Source organism: Brevibacterium siliguriense (assembly GCF_900105315.1).
Lineage (GTDB): Bacteria > Actinomycetota > Actinomycetes > Actinomycetales > Brevibacteriaceae > Brevibacterium > Brevibacterium siliguriense.
Genome location: NZ_LT629766.1, coordinates 3455868 through 3480674 on the forward strand (window position 1 = coordinate 3455868; position 24807 = coordinate 3480674).

At 64.0% G+C, this 24807-nt stretch carries 21 protein-coding genes, 1 pseudogene and 1 riboswitch; of the genes and pseudogenes, 9 read left to right on the forward strand and 13 right to left on the reverse strand.

Going from position 1 to position 24807, the window contains the following annotated elements:
- Positions 1-420: 420 nt before the first annotated feature.
- Genes BLU88_RS15540 through BLU88_RS15555 form a run of 4 tightly spaced genes read right to left on the reverse strand, consistent with a single transcriptional unit; the run spans position 421 to position 4751 of the window.
- A complete protein-coding gene (locus BLU88_RS15540) occupies positions 421-1209 on the reverse strand; it encodes an enoyl-CoA hydratase/isomerase family protein (protein ID WP_092015895.1) in 789 nt (262 codons plus the stop codon).
- A 22-nt stretch (positions 1210-1231) separates the two neighbouring features.
- A complete protein-coding gene (locus BLU88_RS15545; RefSeq protein WP_092015898.1) occupies positions 1232-2353 on the reverse strand; it encodes a bifunctional 2-methylcitrate synthase/citrate synthase in 1122 nt (373 codons plus the stop codon).
- Complete coding sequence (gene prpB / locus BLU88_RS15550; RefSeq protein ID WP_092015903.1) at positions 2350-3255, reverse strand: methylisocitrate lyase; 906 nt, start codon at positions 3253-3255, stop codon at positions 2350-2352. Before prpB ends, BLU88_RS15545 begins: the two co-directional genes overlap by 4 nt.
- Positions 3255-4751, reverse strand: coding sequence for an MmgE/PrpD family protein (locus tag BLU88_RS15555; protein WP_092015906.1), 1497 nt, complete (start codon positions 4749-4751; stop codon positions 3255-3257). Before BLU88_RS15555 ends, prpB begins: the two co-directional genes overlap by 1 nt.
- A gap of 196 nt (positions 4752-4947) precedes the next feature.
- Between BLU88_RS15555 and BLU88_RS15560 the strand changes: the two genes are divergently transcribed.
- On the forward strand, positions 4948-5487 hold the full coding sequence (locus BLU88_RS15560) for a DUF4916 domain-containing protein (RefSeq protein WP_039206493.1): 540 nt from the start codon (positions 4948-4950) through the stop codon (positions 5485-5487).
- Between the two features lie 176 nt (positions 5488-5663).
- Positions 5664-6581: a universal stress protein gene (locus tag BLU88_RS15565; RefSeq protein ID WP_092015909.1), complete on the forward strand. Its 918-nt coding sequence runs from the start codon at positions 5664-5666 to the stop codon at positions 6579-6581.
- On the opposite strand, the gene BLU88_RS15570 is transcribed toward BLU88_RS15565, so the two are convergent.
- Positions 6582-8471 (reverse strand): FN3 domain-containing metallophosphoesterase family protein, encoded by a 1890-nt coding sequence (locus BLU88_RS15570; protein ID WP_092015911.1) that lies wholly within the window; start codon positions 8469-8471, stop codon positions 6582-6584.
- Positions 8472-8593: 122 nt separating this feature from the next.
- Positions 8594-8702: riboswitch (TPP riboswitch) on the forward strand.
- A 22-nt stretch (positions 8703-8724) separates the two neighbouring features.
- Here BLU88_RS15570 and BLU88_RS15575 point away from each other — a divergent pair.
- From BLU88_RS15575 to BLU88_RS15585, 3 genes are read left to right on the forward strand one after another with little or no spacing between them, the layout of a single operon-like run.
- The gene (locus BLU88_RS15575) at positions 8725-9354 is read left to right on the forward strand and encodes an ECF transporter S component (RefSeq protein WP_092015915.1); all 630 of its coding nucleotides are present in this window, start codon (positions 8725-8727) and stop codon (positions 9352-9354) included.
- Entirely contained in the window at positions 9354-10886 is a 1533-nt protein-coding gene (locus BLU88_RS15580) for an ABC transporter ATP-binding protein (protein WP_092015918.1), read from the forward strand. The genes BLU88_RS15575 and BLU88_RS15580 overlap by 1 nt, the downstream gene beginning before the upstream one ends.
- On the forward strand, positions 10879-11724 hold the full coding sequence (locus BLU88_RS15585) for an energy-coupling factor transporter transmembrane component T family protein (RefSeq protein WP_167356833.1): 846 nt from the start codon (positions 10879-10881) through the stop codon (positions 11722-11724). The genes BLU88_RS15580 and BLU88_RS15585 overlap by 8 nt, the downstream gene beginning before the upstream one ends.
- A 15-nt stretch (positions 11725-11739) precedes the next feature.
- On the opposite strand, the gene BLU88_RS15590 is transcribed toward BLU88_RS15585, so the two are convergent.
- From BLU88_RS15590 to BLU88_RS15605, 4 genes are all read right to left on the reverse strand, one after another.
- Positions 11740-12282: a hypothetical protein gene (locus BLU88_RS15590; protein WP_092015924.1), complete on the reverse strand. Its 543-nt coding sequence runs from the start codon at positions 12280-12282 to the stop codon at positions 11740-11742.
- Positions 12283-12332: 50 nt separating this feature from the next.
- Positions 12333-12653, reverse strand: a complete 321-nt coding sequence (locus BLU88_RS15595; protein ID WP_092015927.1) for a putative quinol monooxygenase — start codon at positions 12651-12653, stop codon at positions 12333-12335.
- 75 nt (positions 12654-12728) lie between these two features.
- The gene (locus tag BLU88_RS15600) at positions 12729-13331 is read right to left on the reverse strand and encodes a class I SAM-dependent methyltransferase (RefSeq protein WP_092015930.1); all 603 of its coding nucleotides are present in this window, start codon (positions 13329-13331) and stop codon (positions 12729-12731) included.
- A 22-nt stretch (positions 13332-13353) separates the two neighbouring features.
- A complete protein-coding gene (locus BLU88_RS15605; RefSeq protein ID WP_092015933.1) occupies positions 13354-14229 on the reverse strand; it encodes a LysR family transcriptional regulator in 876 nt (291 codons plus the stop codon).
- A gap of 286 nt (positions 14230-14515) precedes the next feature.
- Between BLU88_RS15605 and BLU88_RS15610 the strand changes: the two are divergent.
- The 3 genes and pseudogenes from BLU88_RS15610 to BLU88_RS18970 all read left to right on the forward strand — a co-directional run bounded on the left by BLU88_RS15610 (position 14516) and on the right by BLU88_RS18970 (position 17534).
- Positions 14516-15627: pseudogene (locus tag BLU88_RS15610) on the forward strand (NAD(P)/FAD-dependent oxidoreductase).
- A gap of 100 nt (positions 15628-15727) precedes the next feature.
- Complete coding sequence (amaB, locus tag BLU88_RS15615; protein WP_092015936.1) at positions 15728-17263, forward strand: L-piperidine-6-carboxylate dehydrogenase; 1536 nt, start codon at positions 15728-15730, stop codon at positions 17261-17263.
- 139 nt (positions 17264-17402) lie between these two features.
- Positions 17403-17534 (forward strand): hypothetical protein, encoded by a 132-nt coding sequence (locus BLU88_RS18970; RefSeq protein WP_157689163.1) that lies wholly within the window; start codon positions 17403-17405, stop codon positions 17532-17534.
- A 209-nt stretch (positions 17535-17743) separates the two neighbouring features.
- On the opposite strand, the gene BLU88_RS15620 is transcribed toward BLU88_RS18970, so the two are convergent.
- The 4 genes from BLU88_RS15620 to BLU88_RS15635 all read right to left on the reverse strand — a co-directional run bounded on the left by BLU88_RS15620 (position 17744) and on the right by BLU88_RS15635 (position 23691).
- Positions 17744-18841: an NAD(P)-dependent alcohol dehydrogenase gene (locus tag BLU88_RS15620; RefSeq protein ID WP_092015939.1), complete on the reverse strand. Its 1098-nt coding sequence runs from the start codon at positions 18839-18841 to the stop codon at positions 17744-17746.
- Positions 18838-20373: a class I adenylate-forming enzyme family protein gene (locus BLU88_RS15625; RefSeq protein ID WP_092015942.1), complete on the reverse strand. Its 1536-nt coding sequence runs from the start codon at positions 20371-20373 to the stop codon at positions 18838-18840. Before BLU88_RS15625 ends, BLU88_RS15620 begins: the two co-directional genes overlap by 4 nt.
- Positions 20373-21815 (reverse strand): aldehyde dehydrogenase family protein, encoded by a 1443-nt coding sequence (locus tag BLU88_RS15630; protein WP_092015946.1) that lies wholly within the window; start codon positions 21813-21815, stop codon positions 20373-20375. The genes BLU88_RS15625 and BLU88_RS15630 overlap by 1 nt, the downstream gene beginning before the upstream one ends.
- 142 nt (positions 21816-21957) lie before the next feature.
- Complete coding sequence (locus tag BLU88_RS15635; protein WP_167356902.1) at positions 21958-23691, reverse strand: sigma-54-dependent Fis family transcriptional regulator; 1734 nt, start codon at positions 23689-23691, stop codon at positions 21958-21960.
- A gap of 348 nt (positions 23692-24039) precedes the next feature.
- On the opposite strand from BLU88_RS15635, the gene map reads away from it, so the two are divergent.
- The gene (gene map / locus BLU88_RS15640) at positions 24040-24807 is read left to right on the forward strand and encodes a type I methionyl aminopeptidase (RefSeq protein WP_092015952.1); all 768 of its coding nucleotides are present in this window, start codon (positions 24040-24042) and stop codon (positions 24805-24807) included.

Genomic DNA, 24807 nt, shown 5'->3' on the forward strand with positions numbered 1-24807 from the left:
GCCTCACCACGCCCAGAAACGATCCCACACGGGACTGGTACGGCGTCGATCTCTTCGCACCGGACGCTGCGCAGAGAAGTGCGTCTTCTCGGTGGTGGGAACTCGGTGCGGAACGTCAAGCTGTGGTCCAAAGGCTCACCAGGGACGGTCCCATCCCACTGCTGGTTTCCGTAGGTGGCTGCATTGTTCGCGGATACTCGATCGCTGGAATCGACTATCAACTGTCCGCCGAGAATGGTCGTTCCGAAACGGCATTCGCGCTCGCTGAAGGTCGACCAGACTGGGCCGAAAAGGTCGAGAACAAGTGGATGAGAACGCCCCGAGGATCCGCCCTGTTGGTACTCATCCGCAGCAAGTCCCGGTAGGCAAAACTCCCAGAAGTTTCGATTCACCACTCATGCCGACCGGAAAAAAGCAGGCTCAGCCCCGCCAATCCGAGACCTTGAACCCGAATTCCGGCGGCTCCTTGGCGAAGAACGCTTCCTGACCGCGGGTGATCTCCGCCCGGTAGGCCTCATCGAGCCACCGAGGCGGCTGCGTGTCCTCAGCCAGTTCACCGTCGAGAATCGCCTTGGCACCGACCTGGCTGAGTCGGGACAGTCCCACGATCCGCTCCCCCAGAGCCTGTGCGGCTTCCAACGGGGTGTCGGAGACTTCGTGGAAGAAGCCGAGTTCGGCCATCTTCTCGAACTTCACGATCGAGGCCGTGATCAGCAGGTACCTCGCCCACGCATCACCGAGGATCTGCGCCAGGCGCTTCGTGGGGCCGGCCGGGTAGACGAGCCCGAGCTTGGCTGCGGTGACGCCGAAGATCGCACCGGGGGCGGCGATGCGGATATCGCAGGCCGCGGCGATCTCCGTTCCCCCGCCCACGCAGTTTCCTGTGATCGCTGCGATCGTCGGGGTCTGCGAGTTCGCCAGGGCCGACTCGGCGGTGGAATTGAGTTCCCAGAAATCGTCGAGCGGCACATTGAGGTCAGCGATGTCCGAACCGGCGGAGAAATGCCCACCGGCTCCGGTGATCACGAGCGCGCCGATCGAATCATCGGCGTCGACGTTCGCGATGATCTGCGGCAGCGCCCGCCACATCGGCCGGGAGATCGCATTGCGTTTTTCGGTCCGATCAATGACGAGGGTTCCGACCCCACCGGAGACGGTGAAGTCGAAACCCTCGAGATCGACCGGACGGTATGAACCGTCTGGTCCCATGTGTCTTCTGCCTTTCGAGAGGTCAGCCCCGGTCGTCGGGAACCTCGCGCTGGTCCTCACCGTCGTAGGCGCTCAGGGGACGGATGAGGGCGTTGTTCGCCTGCTGCTCGAAGATGTGAGCGGTCCAACCGGTGATGCGGGCCATCACGAAGATCGGAGTGAACTGATCGGTGTCGAAGCCCATGAGGTGGTACGCCGGGCCCGACGGGTAGTCGAGGTTCGGGTAGATGCCCTTGCGTCCGACGAAGTCCTCTTCGAAGGCGTTGTACAGGTCGAGCAGATCGTTCGCACCCTTGACGGCGACCATGTCCTCGAAGGCTTTGCGCATGGTGGGAACACGCGAATCGCCGTTCTTGTACACGCGGTGGCCGAAGCCCATGATCTTCGCCTTCTTGGCGAGTGCATCGTCGATCCAGGCCGAAGCCTTGTCGGCGGTGCCGACCTCTTCGAGCATCGCCATGACGGCCTCGTTGGCTCCGCCGTGCAACGGGCCCTTGAGTGCGCCGACGGCACCGGCGACTGCCGAGTACAGGTCGGAGGTCGTCGAAGTGATGACGCGGCTGGTGAACGTCGAGGCGTTGAACGAGTGCTCGGCGTAGAGGATCATCGACACGTCGAAGCAGCGGACGACCTCCTCGGCGGGAACCTCATCGAAGACCATCTTGAAGAAGTTTGCGGCGTAGCCGAGGTCCTTCGTCGGGGCGATGGGATCGAGGCCGTGACGGCGACGGTGGTCGATGGCCACGATCGTCGGCAGCTGGGCATAGAGGAGCTCGGCTTTGGCCAGGTTCGCTTCGGGGCCCTCGGCGTCGGCCTCGGGGTCCACTGCGCCGAGGTAAGCCACGGCGGTCTGCACGACGTGCATCGGGTGGCAGTCCTTGGGCAGGTCGAGGATGAGCTGGACGAGCTTGTCATCGACGGCACGTTGTGAGCGCTCGCGCTCTTGGAATTTCTTCAGCTGCGCTTCGGTGGGCAGTTCGCCGTTCCAGATGAGGTAGGCGACATCCTCAAAGCTGCGCTTGGCGGCGAGCTCCTGCACGGGGTAGCCGCGGTAGGTCAGCGAGTTGGTCTCCTGGACCACTTTGGACACTGCGGTGGTGTCGACCACGACACCGGCGAGGCCCTTCTTGATTTCTTCGGTCACTGGTGACCCTCCTGTGAGAAGTTGAAGACTGCGGAGTCAAAATCGTTGTACGCCGCGTAGTCGATCGTGTCATACAGGTCCGCACGAGTCTGCATGCCCTCGAGGAGGTCCACCTGAGTGCCCTTGTCCCGAATGGTCTGCAGGCCCGATTTGATCGCACCCATGGCGATGCGCAGAGTCGTGACCGGGTAGATCACAAGCTTGACTCCGACATTCGCCAACTGTTCGGTGGTGAACAGTTCGCTCTTTCCGAATTCCGTCATGTTCGCCAGGATCGGCACATCGACGCTGGACGCGAATTTCTCGAACTCTCCGAGATCCCGCATCGCTTCGGGGAAGATCATGTCCGCACCCGCATCGGCGTAGGCCTTCGCCCGGTCGATGGCGGCGTCGAGGCCTTCGCCGGCGCGGGAGTCAGTGCGGGCGCAGATGACGAAGTTCTCGTCCCTGCGTCCCTTGACGGCGGCCTTGATGCGCTTGGACATCTCGGCCGCGGTCACGACCTCCTTGCCGTCGAGGTGGCCGCAGCGCTTCGGGTTGACCTGGTCTTCCAGGTGCATTCCGGATATTCCGGCATCCTCGAACTCCTGGACGGTGCGGGCCACATTCATGGCTTCGCCCCATCCGGTGTCGGCGTCGATGAAGGTCGGCAGGTTCGTCACTCGGGCGATATTGCGTCCGTGGTCGGCCACCTCGGTGAGGGTGGTCAGCCCGATGTCGGGCAGACCCATGGCCGCGGAGAACGCTCCGCCGGAGATGTAGACGCCTTCGAAGCCGGTCTGCTCGATGATCTGAGCGTTGATCGGGTTGATGGCGCCGGGGAACTGGACGATCTGGTCGCCGGCGAGCAGCTCGCGGAACTTGGCGCGGCGCTCGGCGGGGGTTGCCTGTGCGCCCAACATCAGAAGATGCCCTTCGATCCGCTGTGCTCGAGTCCGTCGACGACGAAGCTGAGTTCACCGACGCCCTTGGCGTCGAGGCTCTCGAGGTTCTCGGCCAGGTCGATGAAGCGAGCCTGCTCCGAGTCGGAGACGATGCCCTCGGCCAGGGTCTTGAACTTCTCGATGTAGTTCGCACGGGCGAAGGGTCGCGCGCCGAACGGGTGGGCGTCGGCGACGGCGATTTCGTCGGTCAGCGTCGAGCCGTCCTCGAATTCGATCTCCACGCGTCCGCCGAAGGCCTTCTCGTTCGGGTCGATCGAGTGGTATCGGCGGGTCCACTCGGGATCCTCGGTGGTCTCGATCTTGTGCCACAGCTCGACGGTGTCGGGACGGCCGGCGCGCTCGGGAGCGTACGAGTGCTCGTGGTGCCAACCCTGGTCCTGCATGGCCACGGCGAAGATGTACATGATCGAGTGGTCTAGGGTCTCACGGCTGGCCTTCGGATCCATCTTCTGCGGATCGTTCGCACCGGTGCCGATGACGTAGTGGGTGTGGTGCGAGGTGTGGATGACGATGCGCTTGATCTTCGACAGGTCCTCGATCTGTCCGCCGAGCTTGCGGGCCAGGTCGATAAGAGCCTGGGCCTGGTATTCGGCCGAGTGCTCCTTGGTGTAGGTGTCGAGGATCGCGCGCTTCGCTTCGCCCTTGGCCGGCAGCGGGATGATGTAGCGGGCCTCGGGGCCGGAGAGGATCCAGGCGATGAAGCCGTCCTCACCTTCGTAGATCGGGTTCGGTGCACCCTCGCCGCGCATCGCACGGTCGACGGATTCGACGGCCATCTTGCCGGCGAAGGCCGGAGCGTGAGCCTTCCAGGACGAGATCTCGCCCTTGCGCGACTGGCGGGTAGCGGTGGTCACGTGCAGTGCCTGCTGAACGGCCTGGAAGGTGACCTCGGTGGGCAGGTGGAGCAGTGCGCCGATGCCGGCTGCAGCCGAGGGGCCGAGGTGGGCGACGTGGTCGATCTTGTGCTCGTGCAGGCACATTCCCTTGACGAGGTCGACCTGGATCTCGTAGCCGGTGGCGATGCCGTTGATGAGGTCCTTGCCGCCGATACCTTTGTGCTGGGCGACTGCGAGCACGGCCGGGATGTTGTCACCAGGGTGCGAATATTCGGCAGCGAGGAAGGTGTCGTGGAAGTCGAGTTCGCGCACGGCCACACCGTTGGCCCAGGCGGCCCATTCGGGTGAGAAGCGGTCGCTCACCGGCAGGCCGAAGATGTTGGCACCGGGATTGAACGGGTGGGTCTGAGCCTGCTCGCGAGCGTGGGTCGGAGCGGAGCGGCGCACGGATGCGGCAGCGACAGACGCGTTGTCGATGACGCGGTTGATGACCATTTCGGTGACATCTGAATCGACCGGCGTCGGGTCGGATGCGACCTCGGCGATCTTCCATGCGAGCTGATCTTCGCGAGCCAGGTTCTCTGAGCTCTTATAGGTGCGGACTTCATGATTGATCATGGATACCCCTTCATACGTCCTTGACCGGTTCCGGTCAGAAAGTGCTGACACAACTGTAGGCCACGTCACTTCTCGTGATGATGAATGGTCGGAAATTTATCTCGACATCAAGATACTTTACCCGATACGTGTCCCAGTTCACCACCAGGGCCTCCAAGCTCTTCTGCCGCGAGAGAGGTTGTGGGAATATTGGGTCATGACCCGGACAGCCTTGGACTTCGACGAGAACTGGTTCGACGACGCGGAATACGCGCAGCTGCGCAGGCGCATGCCGATCCCCTACGTCAACGCCATCCCCGTGCGGGTGGGCGAGACGGGCAATGTCGAGCGCATCGGACTACTGCTGCGCAGCCTCGAGGACGGGACTCTGGGGCGAGAGGTCGTGGGCGGGCGGATCCGCTTCCACGAGACCATCCGCACCGCGCTGGTGCGTCACGCAGAGAACGACCTCGGCCCGATGGCGCTGCCGGTCATTCCGCCCGCGATCGCCCCGTTCCACATCGCCGAATACTTCCCCACCGAGGGCTCGGCCCTCCTCCACGATCCGCGCCAGCATGCGATCGCCATGTGCTTCATCATGGAGGTCCGGGGCGAATGCACTCCGCGAGCCGATGCGCTCAGTCTCGATTGGCTGACCCCCGAGGAGACCCTGCGGCCCGATATCGTCGGCGAGCTCTGCTACGGCCAGGACCACATTCTGCGCATCGCGCTGGCTCACCTGGGCTTCCGCGTCTGAGCCACGGGCCCATGCAGGCGAGTCCGGTCCTGACGGATGAGACCCAACCTCTCGCTGCATGCTTTTTCTACATCCCGTAGAAACCACTTGATAGACTGAAACCGACGCGGACGATACCGCCAGTCGGGGCCGTCGTCGGCGTCTGGGTTGGACAGGCCCCGATCGAGAGGTGCGAGATGTCTGCTCAATCCCGTTCGTCCGAATCCGGCCTGAACCTCGAACTCGGCGTCCTCGTCGGCTTCGACGGCTCCGAACTCGCCGCCCAAGCCGTCCGCTACGGCGCCGTCGAGGCCGAACGCCGCAGGACTGTTCTCACCGTCGTCACCGCCTATGAGCTGCCGACGATGATCTACCCGAATATGGCCTCCATCCCCAGCGAGCCCGAGGATGACAAGGCGAAGACGGAAGCAGAGAAGACCCTTGCCGAGGCGGTCGAGCTTCTGCGCGACTACCCCGGTGAGACGTCCTTCCGCACGACAGCCGGCAACTCCGCCGGTGCGCTCGTCACCCTCAGTGCCGACGCCGAGGTCGTCATCGTCGGCGCTCGTGGACGCGGCGGTTTCATGGGCCGCGTACTCGGATCCGTATCCACGGCTCTGCCGGCTCACTCGCACTGCCCGACGATTGTCGTTCCCGAACGATCGACCTCGGAATCCCCGGGCGAAGGCGCGGTGGTCGTCGCCGTCGACGGATCCGACGCCGGACGGGTCGCCATGTTCACTGCAGCGGCCGAAGCCGCCACCCGCGAGGCAGATCTCGAACTCGTCGCGGTACTGCCGGCCGGTGAGGAATGGCTCTACTGGTACCCCGACCTCGAACTCAGCTCCGAGGTCACCTCGCGTCGGCGGAAGCAGCTGGCCGAAGGACTCGGAAAGGAAGCAGCGACGCTGTCCGAGCAGTTCCCGGATCTGGCGGTGACCACCTCGGTGCCGGTCGGCGATCCCACCGAGACCCTCGTCGAGATCAGCGCCCGCGCACAGCTGACGGTGATGGGCACCCGCGGGCGCGGACGGATCCGCAGCGCCCTGCTGGGATCCGTCTCGCGCGGAGTCCTCAACCATGCCGAGGGACCGGTCATGGTGGTGCCGAGCTGATCAGCTCAGCTCGGCGCTTCGGCGGCGGCTCGCAATCAGCAGAACCACACCGAGCGCCAGCGCCCCCGCTCCGACGGCCAAGGGCCGTGCAAGCTCGCCGCCGGTGCGGGGAAGGCCGCCGCCTCCACCTGCCGAAACGGTCCCAGAGGAATCCGAATCATCGGCCGTTCCCGCGGCGTTCGCATCGGCGCCGGAGTCCGTCGCACCTGTGCCGCCATCGGTGTCGGCCGTTGCCGCACCGCTCTCAGCACTGTCGGCTTCGGCTCCTATTGCGCCTGTGTCTGTGTCTTCGCCCGATCCATCTGCATCGGCGTCCTCCTCGGCACCGGTGTCCTCTGCAGCCGGGTCGGCATCAGTCCCAGCACCATCCGTACCGGAAGTGGCGTCAGCGCCCGTTCCGGCGTCGTCGTCCGGATCGGGTTCCTCCGCCTCGACGCGCCTGAGTTCGACGTCGTCGATCTGCTCGGCGGTCGCCTGCGCTTCCGAGCCCTCACCGTCGGCCGTTGCGCTGCCTGTCGGCACCTCATAGGTCGTCGCCCGCAGCGCCTCGTCGCTGACCTGGACCCGGGTGAACGCGGGAACGTCGTTGTGGACGCTCTTGCCTTCCCAATCGAGGCCGGGAACGTAGTCATAGAACTTCGACCCTGACGACGAGGTCAGTGTGAGGTAGAGCGTCTGTCCGTCTTCCTTCTCTTCCTCGGCTCCCGCTTCGGAGCCCTCGACGGGTTTGCCTTCGCCATCCATGAGGAAGGTGCGGTTATATATGTGATCATGACCGGAGACGACGAGATCGATGTCGTTGCGGGCGGCGACCGGCGGGATCGCCTTCCGCAGGCGCTTCACATCGAAGTCATTCCAATGGGTCGCTGTCGAATAGATCGAGTGGTGGAATCCGAGCACCGTCCAGCGCGCCTGGTCTCCCTGTTCGGCGACGACCTCGTCGATGAACTCAGCATGGGCGTCCATATCCGAACTGTTCGAGTTGATGTTGAGGAACAGGACTCCGTCCTCGATGAACCAGTAGTCGCCGCCAGAGGTGATGACGCCACCGCCGCCGTGATCCTGGCTGACATTGGGTCGGTTGAAGTGCTGCTCGTATGCTTTCGACGACACATCGTGGTTGCCAATCGTCGTCGCCTGCGGGATCGTCCGGGTCTCATCCGGTGCCAGGTACTGGGCGTACTGCTCCTGGTTGCCTGCGGAGTTGACCTGGTCGCCCAGCGAGTAGAAGAAGCTCGGATTGTCGGCGATGGCCGCTGCCGAACTCAGGGTCCTGTCCCAACCGGCGGCATCGTCGGGGTCTCCGCCACCGGCGCCGACCTGCGGGTCGCCGAAGACGAGGAATTCTTCGTCTCCTCCGGCAGCTCCCGTGGTGAACTGCTGCACCTCGGTGAACCCGTCCTTCTCGCTGCCGACCTGGTAGGCGTATTCGGTGCCCGGCTTGAGGCCGGTCATGCTCGCATGGTTGAAGTGACGTTTGAGGTCGGTGGCGAGTCCGGAGTCAGTGGTCTCTGCTGTTGCCGCGTCGGCGGGGAGATTGCCGTCCTCGAGCACGCTCACCGGTGCCCATCGCACTTCTCCCCCGCCGGAGCTCTCACTCATCCACGAGAGATTGCGTGCCGTGGAGTCGGCACCGACCTGCAGGACGGCGTCGGTGATCGCCTCGCTTCCCGCTTCCGCCTCGGCGGGCAATTCCGACGAGCTCTGGCCCGGTTCCTGACTCCGACGCGGGCTCGGGTTCTGATTCGGGCTCTGGCTCGCGGTCGAACCAGGCTCTCCTGCGCCGAGAGCCGGCTCGGCACGAACGGGCACCGGGGCCGCCACCAGTGCGGCGAGCAGGGTGGCGGCGGACAGGGCGCCAAGGGGTCGTTTAAGTCGATGAGTGTTCACCCGCTCATTCCTACTGATCGGTAGTGTCCGGCCGTTCGAAGCCCGTCAACGAACGAGGGAACGGGAAGTGAATCCTCGATGACTGACTTGGGTCGCCGCTTCGCTCCCCTGTTGTACAGTGGTGGCTACGACAGGGGAGCGCCGTCAGGGGCGCTGAGAGTGCAGAAGAAGCTGCAGACCCTCGAACCTGATGCGGTTAGCACTGCCGAAGGAAGTCGAGACTCTTCACCCCTCCTTGAAATGAGGAGGCACAATGCCGAATACCACCGCACCGAACACCGCCACCACCCCCGCACGCTCCTTCACCGCGGCGCCGAAATCCAAGCAGTGGCGAGTCGTCGACTATGTCACCACCGCCGTCCTCGGAATCGCCGTCGGTCTCGTGTTCTGGGTGTTGGCGCTGAGCTGGAAGGTGCTCGAACTCGCCTTCCAAGCCTTCCCGCCCTCGATCGGCCTCATCGCCGGACTCTGGGTGCTGGCCGGACCGCTGGCCGGTGCGATCATCCGCAAACCCGGTGCTGCGCTGCTGTGCGAACTCATCGCCGCCATCGTCGAGGCCGTCCTCGGCTCCCACTTCGGAGCGACCGTTCTGCTCTCCGGACTGTTGCAGGGCCTCGGTGCCGAACTCGTCTTCGCCGCCTTCGGCTACAAGCGCTTCACCCTGTGGGTCACCGCGGCCTCGGGGATGCTGGCAGCGGCGTTCATGGCCGTGAGCGAGAACATCATGTACAACGCCGAATGGCAGTTCGGCTTCCAAGCGATCTACGCCGTCTGCGCGATCGTCTCCGGCCTCGTCATCTCCGGAATCGGCGCATGGTTCGCCTACCGGGCGATCGCGGCCACGGGAGCGCTGAGCTCCTTCGCCTCCGGCCGTCTGCGCTGATGGCGCTGCCGATCACGGCCGCCGGCTACTCGTGGACGCACACCGACCGTGACTTACCGGCCGTCGGACCGCTCGACCTGAAGATCGCCGCCGGTGAGAAGGTGCTGCTGCTCGGTGCCTCCGGGGCCGGCAAATCGACGTTCCTCCACGCCGTCGCCGGAGTCCTGCCCGAGGAATCCGGTGAGGCCACCGGTGAACTCCTCGTCGGCGATGGGGAACCGGATCCTCGCCGAGGCAGCACTGGGCTGGTCCTCCAAGATCCCGATTCTCAGGTGATCTTCTCCCGAATCGGTGATGATGTGGCGTTCGGGATGGAGAACCTCGGACTCCCGGCCGAGGTCATCGAGGCCCGGATTCCCGAGTCCCTGCGGGCGCTGGGACTTGATCTGCCGCCGGAGCATCCCAGTGCGGCACTGTCAGGTGGGCAGAAGCAGCGGCTGGCTCTGGCCGGCATCCATGCGATGGCTCCGGAGGTCATCGTCCTCGACGAGCCGACCGCCAATATCGATCCCGCCTCGGCGGCCGGGGTCCGCGATGCCGTGCTCACCGTGCAGTCCGAGACGGCGGCGACCATGCTCGTCGTCGAACACCGGGTCGAGCTGTGGATCGATCACGTCGACCGAGTCGTCGTCCTCGGCCGTGACGGAATCCTCGTCCAAGGACCGCCCCGGCAGATCTTCACCGATCCGGACCTGACCGATGTGCTCATCGACTGCGGCATCTGGATGCCGCAGCGCTCCCCTACCCCGCGCCGAGACGGAAGCGACGGAACCAACAGGACATCCGGCCGCCTCGGCGAGGTTCTGCTGCGCACCGACCGGCTCAGCGTTGCTCGACCGCGCATGACCACCCCTGCAGCGACCGATCTGGAGCTGAGTCTGCATACCGGTCAGGCGCTCGGAATCGTCGGCGCCAATGGGGCCGGCAAATCGACCACGGCCCTGACCCTGGCGGGCCTGCTGCCCGAATTCTCCGGGCAGGTCCTCGCCGAGGCGGCCCTGCGGGAGGGTGCCAAACGGGACCGTCCGTTCGCTTGGCCGTCGAAGCAGTTGGCGGCGCGCATCGGCATGGTCTTCCAGGAACCGGCGCACCAGTTCCTCACTTCGAGCGTGGCGGCTGAACTCGAGCTCGGTCCCCGGCTGGCCGGGTGGTCTGCCGCCGAGTCGCAGGCACGGGTGGACGAGCTACTTGAGGGCCTCGGGCTCACCGGTTTGGCGTTCGCCCATCCGCAGAGTCTCTCCGGTGGGGAGAAGCGACGCCTGTCGGTGGCGGCGATGCTTGCCCCACGGCCCCGGGTGCTCATCGTCGATGAGCCGACCTTCGGTCAGGATGCGCTGACATGGGCTGGGCTGGTGGAGATGTTCCTCGATACCTTGGGGCACGGCTCCGCAGTGGTCGCTGTCAGCCATGATCTCGCGTTCCTCGAGGCCATCGGTGCCGATCTCCTCGAACCCGGCGACAGCAGCAGCGCAGTCTGCTTCAGCGGCAGCGAGTCGGATTCGCGTGTCAGGACGGGTGATTGCAGTGAGTGAGAGCCTCGATGAGCGTTCTCTGCCCTCACCCGAGGTCGCCGTTCAGGATCCGGGGCAGCTCATCCCCGTGGTGCGTTCCACCGCTTTGGCCCGGTGCAATCCGCTGACGAAGATCGCCGTCGCTCTCATACTCATGGTCGGAGCGCTGCTGAGCATTGATCTGGTCTCTGCCGGGGTGGTGCTGCTGGCAGCTTTGCTGGCGCTGCCGGCGACGGGGCTCGATCTGGCGGCCGCAGCAAAGCGGCTGTGGTTCCTTCCGGCGGGTGCTCTGCTCGCCGCTTGGGGTACGGCTCTGCTGGCGGAGAAGACCGGGGATGTGGTCGTCGACTTCGGTCCCGTCCTGTTCACCACGGGTTCGCTGGCGGCAGCCGCGGCGATCTTCGTCCGTGCCCTGGCCTTGGCGATCCCGCTCATCGTGCTCGCGTCGACGATCGACCCGCGTGATCTCGCCGATGCGCTGATCCAGCATCTGCGGCTGCCCGAGGTTGTCGTGGTCTCCGTCCTGGCGGCGTCTCGTCTGCTCGGACTTCTGGTCAGTGAGTGGCAGGTATTGGCGATGGCCAGGCGGGCCAGAGGCGTCGCCGGCGGTTCGCTTCTGCGGCGCACGGGCAGCCTCGTCAGCGGTGTGTTCGTTCTGCTCGTGGTCTCGATTCGCCGGGCGACGACCTTGGCGATGGCAATGGAGGGGCGGGCCTTCGGCCGTCCCGGGCGCACGTGGCGCAGGCGGTCGAGTTTCACGGTCCGCGATGTCGTGGCGGTGCTGATCAGCCTGGCGGTCTGCGCGATCGCGATCGGAGCGGCTCACGTGCTCGGAGTCTGGAACCCGATCGGCGGCTGAACCGAAGCGGGGCCGTCAGAGTTGTTTGAGGAGGTCCTTGCCGAAGGCCCGCCACTCCTCGAGAGCTTCGGGGCTGGGCAGCTTGGACGTGGTGAGGACGAAGAGGCTCTTGTCTTCGCTTTTGGTTTCGGCGGCGGCTTCGACCTTGATGCCGCCTTCGAGGTTTGCCCGCCAGAAGGAGCGCTTCGCCGTCTCCGAGGGGCGGGGATCACCGTCGAGGGCCACCTCGTTGAGGGTATCGCCGACTAGCGAGGCGAACTTTTCGATGAGTTCGGAACGATCCCCCGGGATCGTGCGGGACACGGCTACGTCGAAGGTCCCATCGGCGCGCTGACCGGGCACGCGACGTCCGATCTCCTGCTCATAGGCGACGACTGCGCCTTGGACCCACCAGCCGTGGTTGTCGACACTGCCGTCGAACTGGGGATAGAGAGCGTCGGCGAGTTCTTTGTGACTCGCCGACGCTCCCCCGGCCGCCTCAAGGCGAGCACGGGTATCGGCCCATGGTTCGCCGAGGGCCTTCTCGATCGATGCGATGTTCTGCGCTTTGGTCGCCATGGCAGAAGTCTATTCGCCCAATCGGTCCGTGTTGAAGGCTAGTAAGGCGATCAGTCGATCTTGAGTTCGCCCATCTCGTCCCAGCCTTCACCGTCGATCTTGCGGGAGACGATCTTCGGAGTCGAGACCAGATGCGGGCGCATGGCTTCGAGGCCGGCGGCGAAGTGGTCGCTGGTGACGTGCGGTTCTGCTCCTTCGTCGGTGAATGCCTCGACGAGCACGAACTCGTTCGGGTTCTCCAGGCTCTTCGACCATTCGAAGAAGAGATTGCCGGGTTCGGCGCGGGTCGCCTCGGTGAAGGCCCGAACGGCTTCGGGGAACTTCTCGACGCTTTCGGGTTTCACGTCATACTTCACGACGATGAAGATCATGGTGGTCTCTCCTTCAGCTGTTTTGTGAATGGTTCGACTTCAGCCTAGTTCGCTCGGGCGCCCGAATCGACCGGCTCACAGCCTTTCGGCGATGAGGACGAGGAAGTCGCTGTCGGGCGCGAACGGGCGCAGTTCCCAGGTGGAGAACTTCTGGTCGACGAACATCCCGGTGGCCTTGACGTCTTCGATGAAGTCGTCGAAGTCGTAGCCGCGCCCGGCTCCGAAGCCGGACACGAACCGGCCGCCGTGCTTGAGCGTCGATTTGATGTTGCCCAAGGTCTGCCGACGGGAGGCAGGGTCGAGGAAGGACAGGACGTTTCCGGCGCAGAAGGCCACGTCGATCTCGGTGATCCCGGCGCCGGCGAAATCGAAGTCGGCGAGGTCGCCGGTGTGCCATTCACCGCTGGGGAAGTCCTCCTCGGCGACGGAGATGAGGAATTCGTCGAGGTCGACACCGAAGACGGTGTGCCCTTCGCCGATGAGCAGCCCGCCGGCCCGTCCGGTTCCGCAGCCTGCGTCGAGGATCCGCGAACCCCGCGGAGCCATGGCGTTGACGAACCGGGCCTCACCGCCGATGTCATGCCCGGCGGCCACGAGATCGCGCCACCGCTGCGCATAGTTCGCCGAATGGTCAGGGTTGGCTCTGCGTACCTTGTTCCACTGATGGTCGAAGCTCATGCCCTCATCCTAGGCCGAAACCTCAAGCGAAGACCTCGGCGACCACCTCGGCGACGGCTCGGACCGGATCGCTGGGGTCCGGTGAGGTCAGCACGATGATCTCGCGTCCGCCCGCCTCAGTGACGGGGTGGAGTTCGATATCGGGCCCGCCCAACGACATCATGATCGGAGTCGCCAGGGTCAGGCCGAGCCCCGTTCCGGCGAGCGTCAACGCGACCGCGGTGTCCGTGACGATATGGGTCTCCTTCGCGTTGATTCCCAGCGCCGAGGTGGCCAACCGCATTGCACGGCCGAAGAGCTCCTCGGCCGGCGGGAGTATCCAGTCGGCCTCGGCCAGATCGGCCTCATCGGGTCGGGACGTCCCCGCGGGGACGACGATGCCGAAGTCCTCCGCCGCCACAGCCTCCCAACGCAGGCCGCGCATCGGCGGCAGCGGCGCAGCCGGATAGTTGATACCGATGCCCAGGTCGATCACTCCGTCGATGACGGCTGCCGACATGGTCTCGACGTTGATCTCGCGCGCCCGGACTTCGATATGCGGATGGCGCTCGGCCAGTCCCCGCACCACCTTCGGCAGCGCCGTCGTCGAAGCCGATCCGAAGACACCGAGGGTGACGATTGCTTCGCTGCGGAAGTCCCGACCGAGCATCGCCATCTCCGCCTGCTGCTGCGCGGCGAGGATGTTCCGCGCCCTAGGCAGCAGAGTTCGCCCGGCTTCGGCGAGGACGAGCCCGCGACCGCGTCTGCGGAACAGATCCGAACCGACGACCCTGCTCAGCGCGGCCATGTGCTGAGACACGGCACCGACGCTGTAGCCGAGGTGATCGGCCGCCCGCGTCATCGACCCGAGTTCGGCCACGGCCACGAAAGTGCGCAGCTGCCCGAGCGTCCATGTCATGGCACCCCTCCTCAGTCTTTAGGTTTCTTGAACACAGTGTTCACAAACTCTCCCTTGTCCTTAAGTGTGATGGCAACCACAATGAGGTCAAGACACAAACGCCGACATCGCCGTCGGCACTCTCCGTTCCCGGGGCGACCAACGACGGTCGCCCCGGCAGCAGACAGCGAGGTGAACCGTGGAATCCCCCACCGCATCAACCACCGCCCCCAATACCGACGGGGTCCCCGACACGACCAGGGCCCTGCCCGCCGAAGCCTCGGTCGTCATCATCGGCGCCGGCGTCATGGGAGCGGCCATCGCCTACCACCTTGCTGAACGCGGAGTCGAGGGCATCGTCATCGTCGAACGCGACACCCCGGAGCCGGATCGACGTCGAAGGCCGCCGGAGGAGTGCGCTGCCAATTCTCCGACGAGGTCAACATCGCCTTGGCCGCCCGCGGGCTAGAGGTGCTGCGGAAATTCGAAGCCGATTTCGGTGTCGACATCGATCTCGTCAGCAACGGCTACCTGTTCCTCCTCGACTCCGAGGAGTGCACCCAGACCTTCGCCGAGAATGTGACCCTGCAACAGCGGATGGGTCTGGATTCGCGGATGCTCACCGTCGCCGAGGTGGCCGAGCTGGCCCCGTTCGTCAACACCGACGGGCTGGTGGCCGGGGCATTCAACCCCGGCGACGGTCACTGCACACCCGAGGCCGTCGTCGCAGGATTCGTCACCGCCGCCCGCGAGCGCGGAGTCAAGGTGATCAAGCACTGCGAGGTCAGCGGATTCGACACCGACAGCGGATCGGGCCGCAAGGTCACCTCGGTGATCACGAATCAGGGCACGATCAGCTGCGAACAGGTCGTCGTCGCGGCAGGAGCCTGGTCCGGACCCATCGGCGACATGGCTGGGGTCGACCTGCCCGTGAAGCCCCTGCGGCGGGAGATCATGGTCTCCGAACCCGTCGATTTCGACACCTCGCGGATGCCCTTCACGATCGACTTCTCCACCAGCTACTACGTCCACCCGGAAGGGGCCGGGCTGCTGTTCGGCTGCCCCGATGAGGTCGATGACTGGTCCTTCAACGACAAACGCGACCCGAACTGGCTGGCCACCCTGGCCGAGCACATCGGGGCTCGCACCCCGGACCTCGGCGATGTCGAAGCGAAACACGGGTGGGCGGGACTGTATGAGATGACGCCCGACCACAACGCCCTCATCGGTGAGGCCGAGGAGGTGCCGGGATTCTTCTACGCCTGCGGGTTCTCCGGCCACGGCTTCCTCATGGGCCCGGCCGTCGGGGAGGTCGTCGCCGACCTCATGACTGGGCGCACCCCCTTCGTCGACGTGACCCCCATGGACAAACGACGTTTCACCACCACCGGACTGCGGAAGGAGCTCAACGTGGTCTGAGTCCTCGCCCCCTCCACCCCACCCGAACTCCGCGGAAACGACCACTCACCTCCGACCAGCCGAGCAGCCGGTCGACTCAGCAGATGACGAAAGGACAGCAATGACCGCACTTCCCACCGACCAGACCATCACCGACCTCCTCACCTCAGGACTGAGCGCCTGCGGAGTAGACGCATCCGTGCTTGAGGGATCGGCCGCCTCGGCGAGCCTTCCGGCCCGCTCCCCCATCACGGGACAGGTCCTCGGCACGATCGCCGCGGACACCGCGCAGACAGCGGCGGACAAGATCGCCGCAGCCCAGACTGCGTTCGAGACCTGGCGGGATGTGCCCGCTCCCGTCCGCGGCCAGCTGGTGCAGCGGTGGGGACAGCTGCTCGGCGAACACAAGGAGGACCTCGCGAAGATCATCACCGTCGAAGCCGGCAAGACCCCCTCCGAGGCGGCCGGTGAAGTGCAGGAGATGATCGATATCTGCGAGTTCGCGCTCGGTCAGTCCCGGCAGCTGTGGGGCAAGACCATGCCCAGCGAGCGACCGGGTCACCGGCTCATGGAGACGTGGCACCCCCTCGGCGTCGTCGGGGTCATCTCCGCATTCAATTTCCCCGTGGCCGTGTACTCCTGGAACACGGCGTTGGCCTTGGTGGCCGGTGACGCTGTCGTGTGGAAGCCATCGGAGAACGCAGTGCTCGCAGCCCTCGGGGCACAGTCCCTGCTTGCCCGGGCCGCCACCGAGGTGGGGGCACCGGGGAGCCTCGCACCCGTCCTCATCGGCGGTCGAGACATCGGCGATGCCATGGTCCGCGATGATCGGGTGGCCTTGGTCTCGGCGACGGGATCGGTGAGGATGGGCCGCGAGGTCGGACCCGTCGTGGCCGAGCGCTTCGGCAAGATCCTGCTCGAGCTCGGCGGCAACAACGCCGCCATCGTCGCCCCGAGCGCCGATATCGATCTGGCATTGCGCGGTGTGGTCTTCGCGGCCGCCGGCACCGCCGGTCAGAGGTGCACAACCCTGCGGCGGCTCATCGTGCATGAGTCCATCGCCGATGAGTTCGTCGACAACGTCGTCGCTGCGTACAAGACGCTGAGCATCGGCTCGCCCACCGAGGACGGGGTGCTCGTGGGACCACTTATCAACTCGGGGTCGTTCGATGCTATGCAGGCCGCCCTCAAACAGGCCGAGGCGGAAGGAGGCGAAATCCTGTGCGGAGGCAATCGGGTGCTCGCCGATGAACGTCCGGACGCTCACTATGTCGAGCCAGCCGTGGTGCGGATGCCCAGCCAGACCGCGGTGGTAAGGGAAGAAACGTTCGCTCCGATCCTCTACGTCGTCACGTACTCCGATCTCGACGAGGCACTCGAGATCCACAATGGTGTGCCGCAGGGTCTTTCCTCGGCGATCTTCACAGCTGAACTCGCCGAGTCCGAGAAGTTCCTGTCCCGCTCCGACTGCGGAATCGCCAACGTCAACATCGGAACCTCCGGAGCGGAGATCGGCGGCGCCTTCGGTGGCGAGAAGGAGACCGGCGGCGGACGGGAGTCGGGTTCGGATTCGTGGAAGGCCTATATGCGCCCGGCCACGAATACGATCAACTACTCCGACGAGCTGCCGCTGGCGCAGGGAGTCGAGTTCCTCTGAGGAGCAGGGGTTCGGCAAGCGGGCGGAGGTCCTCAGTCAACGCGAAACTCGAAATAGTCGTCGCCAGTGACGACTATTTCGAGTTTCGCGTTGACTGAGCAAACCGGACGAGCGCGACGAAACAAAGTAGTCTGGTGGCATGAGTGAGAATCCACTGTTGCCCGTTGCCTACGATGTGATGTGGTCTGGCGTCGTCCTGCTGCTGCCGGTCGTCGGGCCGATCTGCTGGTTCGTCATCAAGTCGCAGTCAACGCATCGACAGCTGATGTGAGTTCCGTTGCGCTGCCCAGATAGTTCGGATTTCGAGCGTCTACCATCGGTCGACACCCGCTTTCTGCGTTTATGGGCACACCGGGCGACCGATGCTGCGGGACTTCGAACGATCAGACAGGTGCGTGCAAACGCCGAAACTGAGGAAGAACTGATCGGCGAACCGGTCGGCCGGAGATCACTAGCTCTCCGGCCGACGGCGTCTCATGCTCAGAATTCGATGATCGGTTTGAGTGTCGCACCCGTCGCCGAATCGGCGAATGCTCGGTTGATATCGGAGAAGTCGTAGGTCTTGATGAGTTCGTCGAAGGGGAAGCTCCCCTCTTCGTGAAGCGCGATCAGACGAGGGATGAACTCCTGCGGAACGGCGTCGCCTTCACAGACCATGCTGATCGTCATTCCGCTGGTCAGTCGAGTGCCAACATCGATCGTCGCCTCGGTGCCCAGCTTCGCAGCTCCCACCAAGGCGCCGTGGCCCAATGTCTTCAAGGAGTCCGTCATCTGCCGGAACACTGCCGGAATCCCCGTGGTGTCCAGCGCAAATTCGGCTCCCCCACCGGTGATCTCCCGAACAGCAGCCACCGGCTCAGTCGTCGTGGAATTCACCGTGTGCGTGGCACCGAGGCTCGTGGCGAACTCCAGACGGCTGTCGAGCACATCGACCATGATCACCGTCGATGCTCCGGCCGCCCGGGCCGCCAGCAAAGCGGCCATCCCGACGGCGCCGCTTCCGAAGATAGCAACCGAGGATCCCGGAGTGGGTCGGAGGACGTTGAGCATTGCCCCGGAACCGGTCATGATTCCACATCCCAGAGGCCCCAGCAGGGACAGCGGAGCATCCGCCGGCACCTTCACCACTCCGTGCGCGGCGACGTTCGCGTGGGAGGCGAACGAGGACTGTCCGAAGAAGTGGGAACTGATGGTCTCACTTCCATCCGACAGCGACGTCGACCCGTCCGGGCGGGTCCCCGCGAAGTTCCGGGCGAAGAAGTCGGCACAGTACATCGGGTGTCCTGACAGGCACATCGTGCACGCTCCGCAGAACGCCGGGCCCAGCACCACCTTGTCTCCGGGCTCGAGACCGATGACGTCCGACCCGACCGTCTCGACCACGCCTGCACCTTCATGTCCGAGAACAGCCGGAAGCGGAACCGGATACCACTGATCTCTGACGATGGCATCCGTATGGCAGACGCCGGAGGCGACCATGCGCACGCGCACTTCGTTCGAATGTGGTTCGTCGATCTCCAGCTCACGGATCTCCAGGTCCGTGTCTGGTCCGACTGCCACTGCTGCTTGTACCTTCATTGCTGTTCATCTCCTACTATCGGATTGCCGAGTTCGCGTCGCATGATCTTGCCCGAGGATGTAGTCGGCAGGGACTGCCGGAAGTACACCCGTCGAGGCCTCTTATAGGCGGCCAATCGGTCGGCGCAGAATTTCAGGATGTCCTCCACCGTTGTCGTCGCCCCTTCCCGCAGGATGATGTGCGCAACTGCGATCTCTCCTTTGACCTCATCGGGTTGCCGGCCCACGGCGACCAGTGCCACGTCTTCGTGTTCGGCAATGACCCGCTCGATTTCCGCGGGGTAGACGTTGTAGCCGCCCGTGAAAATCACATCCTTGAGCCGGTCGACGATGCGAACATGCCCAGTGTCGTCCAGTGTTGCGACGTCTCCGGTGTGAAGCCAGCCTTCGGAGTCGATGGTCTCGGTCGTGGCTTCGGGATTACCGAAGTAGCCGAGCATGACCAGCGGTCCACGAACGACGAGTTCCCCGGGCTCTCCGTTCGGCACTGTCGAGGCTGAGCCGTCCATGGGCACGATTGCCAGATCCATGGTCGGCAGAGACACGCCGATGGATCCCGGAGCTGACGGTGCACACGCCGAATGCGTTGTGCCCAGGCCCGAGACTTCGGTCATACCCCATAATTCGAGAAGCGGTGCGTGAGTCAGAGACTCCCATTTCTCGATCACGATCGGAGAGAACGTCTGTCCTCCCACGGTGGAGACTCTGAGACTGCGGAAGTCCGTGGATTCCACCTCGTGGCGGGCAAGCATCATCGCATACATAGCGGGCACACCTTCGACGACAGTGATTTTCTCCGCCTCGATCGTCTTCAGCACATCGACTGCATCGAAGCGCTCCTTGAGCACCACCGTGCCGCCAGCCAACAAAGTGCCGTTGACCGCGACATTGCCGTACACATGGGCCAGAGGCAGAGCGCTGAAGACGATGTCCGAAGCGACCTTGCCATGCATCGTGGCGGTATATGCGCAGTTGAGGAGTACACTCTGCAGGCTCTGCATCGCCCCCTTCGGATGACCTGTGGTACCCGAGGTGTAGCCGATACTGCCGAGTTCGGTCGGTCCCCTGTCGACCTCAGGGATCTCAAAATTCGAAGCCTCGTCGACCAGCCGATCCCAGTCTGCGTCCAAGGTCACCATGAATTCGAGACCCGTCTGGGACAGGTGCGATCGGATACGCTCGGCTTCGGCGGCTCCGATGAACAGGCCCACGGCCGCGCAGTCGCTGAGAACGAAGCTCAGCTCCGGCCCACTGAGCATCACATTGATCGGGTTGACCACGCCTCCGGCCTTGAGGATCCCGTGATACGTCGTCAGCCAGCGCATACTGTTCTGACCGAAGAGAGAGACCACTTGTCCGCGCTCGAGGCCAAGGTCGAGCAGCGCCGAAGCGACTGCATTCGACTTTTCATCGAGTTCGCTATAGGTGAACGACCCTTCGTCTGTGATAAGGGCAATTGCCTCCGGAGTGGTCTGTGCAGCGTAGGGCAGCAACTCCGCCAGACTCACTCGTGGGCGCGAGTGCACGGTCATCAGCCCACCTTTTCGGCGGTCCGGTTGAGGGTGATGGTCTGGTGGTTGGTGTACTCCGCGAGTCCCGCCAGACCGTTCTCTGCACCGATGCCGGATTGCTTGTGTCCGCCGAAGACCTGGTGAGGCGAGTATTCGTGGACTTCGTTGAGCCATACGGTCCCTGCGTCTAGCTGTCGGCCGATCCGTTCGACGGCTTCGAGGTCATTGCCCCAGACTGTTGCGCCAAGCCCCCAGTCGGAGTGATTGGCCCGTCGGACAACATCGGCTTCGTCCCGCCAGGAGACGAGAGGAAGAATCGGACCGAAGGGCTCTTCGGCCATGATTCGCGAATCTTCCGGTGGATTGTCGACGAGGGTGACCGGGACGAACCAACCTTCAGCAGTCACGTCGATCTCTCCGCCCAGCGCAAAGGTGAATCCCTTGGCTCTGCAGTCATCGAAGTATTCAGTTACCTTCTCCAACTGCGGCCGGTTCTGGATTGGACCCAGCTGAGACTCGGGGTCAGTTCCCGGGCCGACGACCACTGTGCGCGCATATTCGACAAGGCTGTCGCGAACGTCAGCATAGACGTCCTCATGGATGTAGATCCGCTTGGCAGCATTGCAGAACTGAGCGTTGTTCTGGAAAGCAGCCCAGAAGATCTGCGGTGCGACCGTGCTCGGGTCGACGTCAGGCAGGACGATCGCGGGATCGTTGCCGCCCAGCTCCAGTGTCACTCGTTTGAGAGTTTTCGCCGCTGATGCCATCACATGCTTGCCGGTCTCGGTGTTCCCTGTGAAGGCGATCTTGTCGATCTTCGGGTGGGCAGTCATCAGCTTGCCCAGGTCATCATCGCCGTTGAGGACGCTGAAGACTCCGGCCGGCACCAGATCCTGCACGATGTCGACGAGCGCCATATCACACAGAGGTGTGAAGGGAGAGGGCTTGACGATGATCGAGTTTCCGGTGACCAGCGCGGGGGCGATCTTCCAGACCGCCAGCAAGATCGGAAAATTCCAGGGAACGATCGCACCGACAACGCCCAGCGGGGTGTGCCGAGTAATGACCTTCCTGTCGGGCGTATCTTCGAGTACCTCTTCCGGAAGCTCCTGCTTGGCGATCTCACGGAACCACGCGATGCTGCCGTGGACCTCCCACTCGGCCATCGCTCGCGGTTTGCCCTGTTCCTTGGTGAGCAGAGCCATCATCTCGTCCGCGTGTTCTTCGAGACGATCCGCGATGGCCGAGACGATCGACTGTCGCTCTGCAAGCGGAGTCGACGACCAGGCCGGAAACGCCGCCTGCGCAGCAGCGACGGCCTCATCGAGGTCGGCACCAGTGGCCACAGGAACCCGGGTGAACTCTTTCCCTGTGGCGGGATCGAACACAGGGGCAGTTGACTCGGAGAGTCGTCTTTCGCCGTTGATGATATTGGCGTATTCGGTATTGAGTGCGCTTGGCATTTCGGCCTCCTTGCTCGATGGCGGGGCAGTCGGCCCCGCGTCTTCTCATTGCACTTCAACGCTATGGCGCACCTCCCACCATGAGGTGTTCGGATTGCGAACACTTCTTCACAGCGCCGGCGTACACAGGAGGACGAGCAGCTCAGCTCTCGATGCGATAACGACGCAAGCGCTTATAGAGGGTCGTCCGTCCGAGTCCCAGGTCTTCGGCCGCCTGTTTCCGATTGCCGTCGGTTGCCGCGAGTGCTTCGAGAATCGCCTTCCGTTCAATTTGCTCCAGCCTGGTGAGTCCGCTGACTTCGGGGTACCGATGGGTGAGGGGAATATCGGCTAGTGTGATGTCGCCGATGCTTCGACCGCGTGCGGCTGCATTGAGTACGGCGTTCAGCTCGACCAGATTGCCCGGCCAGTCCTGCCGGCTGAGCACCTCAAGTGCGCTGGGAACGACCCGAAGACTCTGCAGAGGCTCCCTGTGGTCCAGAGGCTGTCTACGATTGAGGTTCGAGATCTTCACGACGGCATCTTTGATGATGGCCCCGAACTGCAGCCGTTGATCGCGCAGTGCCGGGAGAGTCTCAGATCTCGTGACAGTTGCTCGCAGCGACCGCAGTTCCGGGTTGTCCTGTGCCGTCGTGTCGCACACGAGCACGACATGGCCGGAGAACTCATTGACCGTCTGTCGCACGAGTGTCGCGACTGCCGAGTTGAGAACGTCGACATTGTCGAAGACGAGGACACCGGTGGAACACCTCGCCAGCTCGATTATGGCAGATGGGTCCGTCGGCTCGGCCGCGAACTTCTCGGCGCAGTCGAGGTAGTCGAAAGCGGTATGCGTCAGCGAGTCGGTACTGTCCAGACCGGCCAGTTCTGCAGCTATGGACCTGGCTCTGGTCGTCTTCCCGGTTCCCGGTTCACCGCACACCAGCACTCGAGTGACCGCTTCCGCAGTCTGCTCGGGCATCGGGGGCAGGATTGCGCCATCGAATCGTCTGGTCCGACTGGTGGATCGGTAGTGCGAAACGGCATCCGCATCGAGTTCGAGTTCGACGATCACTCCTCGGTCGCTGCCGGTGACAACGTCGATGCGAGCTCGAACCTCGGCACCCGACGCCAGAGTGAGCATCGTGGTACCGCTCTTTCCGGACTGTGGAGCCGCGGCGAACATTCGCACGAGTGCCATGTCTTCTTCGCACAACAGGTCCCTAGCCAGTGAGTTGCTCAATTCCAGATCATTACCGAATGCAGCGACAGCTGCGTGCGAACGGGCTGTTCGCGTCTGGAACTCAGAGAACACGAGCTGATCTGAAAGCCTTGACCCGCAGCGGAGCCGGTCGGCGATGCCCGTGACCGCACGCAGGAGGAACGGTTTGAGCAGATCGTTTTCATGCTCGACGGGACCTGTGATGTCGAGAACGCCTTCGATCCGTCCGGTGATGGGGTGGATCACGGGAGCCCCGAAACACGAGAACACCCGGAGTGCTTCAAGGAAGTGTTCGGTCCCCGAAACTGACACAGGTCGCCCGGTCTCGAAGGTCGTGGCCAGCGAATTCGTGCCGCTGACGCTCTCAACATACTGTGCGCCGGGGACTGCTTTCACCCGCTCGAGCGTCTGGGCCGGGGCTCGGCCACCGACACGTCGGTCGACGATGCGCGCGGAACGATCTGCCAGCAAAACTGAAAAGCGAGTGTCCAAAAGGTCGCTGGCCAGTGCGTCGAGGACAGGGCCTGCGGCATGCCGCAGGCGGCTCTTAACGTCGATATCCGTGATGACCGGATCCTTGACTTCCATTCCGTGGTCCAAGCCGCTGAGCGCGACTCTCGTCCACGCCTGCTCGATCTCGGGACGCAGACCTGCGCCTTCGGCTGGTGTCGACATCACGCTTCTCTCCTTCGAGTGCGATCCGAGACGATCCAGGCAACGTCGGTCCCGGACGTCCATGAGTTCGTGTCGGCTGCCGTCCGATATCCGACACAGCAGTCGAGGTTGGCCATATATCAGCCCGACGTCACTGCGTTCCGAATCAAACTGGACCGACCCGGCAGGCAGCTTCCCGGAGCAGACGCGGGGCTCTCGCAGCGAGCCCGCTTGTATGTCCGCTCCGTGGGCAGGTCACCCAATTGGGAACTCTGTCAATTTGATCACTACCCTATCCTCGACTGCGGCGGACTCAAGAACAAACGACTAAAGTTGGTTTTGAGTCCGGACAAACCGAAGGAGACCCCTGTGATTGAGCTGAAGACGCCCGTCGAGATCGACAAGATGGCGGTGACCGGCCGTTTCATTGCGAAGACCTTGGCTGAGCTGACCTCGATCGCAGAACCGGGCATGGACATCATGCACCTGGAGAAGACCGCCCGGAAGCTCATCGACGATGCCGGCGCGAAGTCCTGCTACTGGGACTACGCACCATCCTTCGGCTCCGGCCCATTCCGCAACGTCATCTGCCTGTCCGTCAACGACGGCGTCCTCCACGGCAGACCCCACAGCTATGTGCTGAAGGACGGCGACCTGCTCACCCTCGACTTCGCAGTGTCCATCGACGGCTGGGTTGCCGACGCCGCCCGCTCCACCATCGTCGGCAACGGCAGCGAAGAGGACCAGCGCCTCATCGACACCACCTGGGCCGGCCTCGAAGCCGGAATCGGTGCCGCCCAAGCCGGCAACCGCCTCGGCGATATCTCGAAGGCCATCGGCGACGTCGCCGATTCCCACCGCATCCCCGTCAACCTCGACTTCGGCGGACACGGCCTCGGCCACACGATGCACGAGGACCCGCACGTGCCCAACCGCGGCAAGGGCGGTCGTGGGCTCGTCCTCAAGCCCGGCCTGACCCTGGCAATCGAGCCGTGGTGGTCCTTCACGTCGAAGAAGCTCTCAGTCGACAAGGACGGCTGGACCCTGCGCCTGGCCGATGGTTCGAATGGTGCCCATTCGGAGAACACTATCGCCATCACCGAGGATGGTCCCCGAATCCTCACCATGCTCGACTGA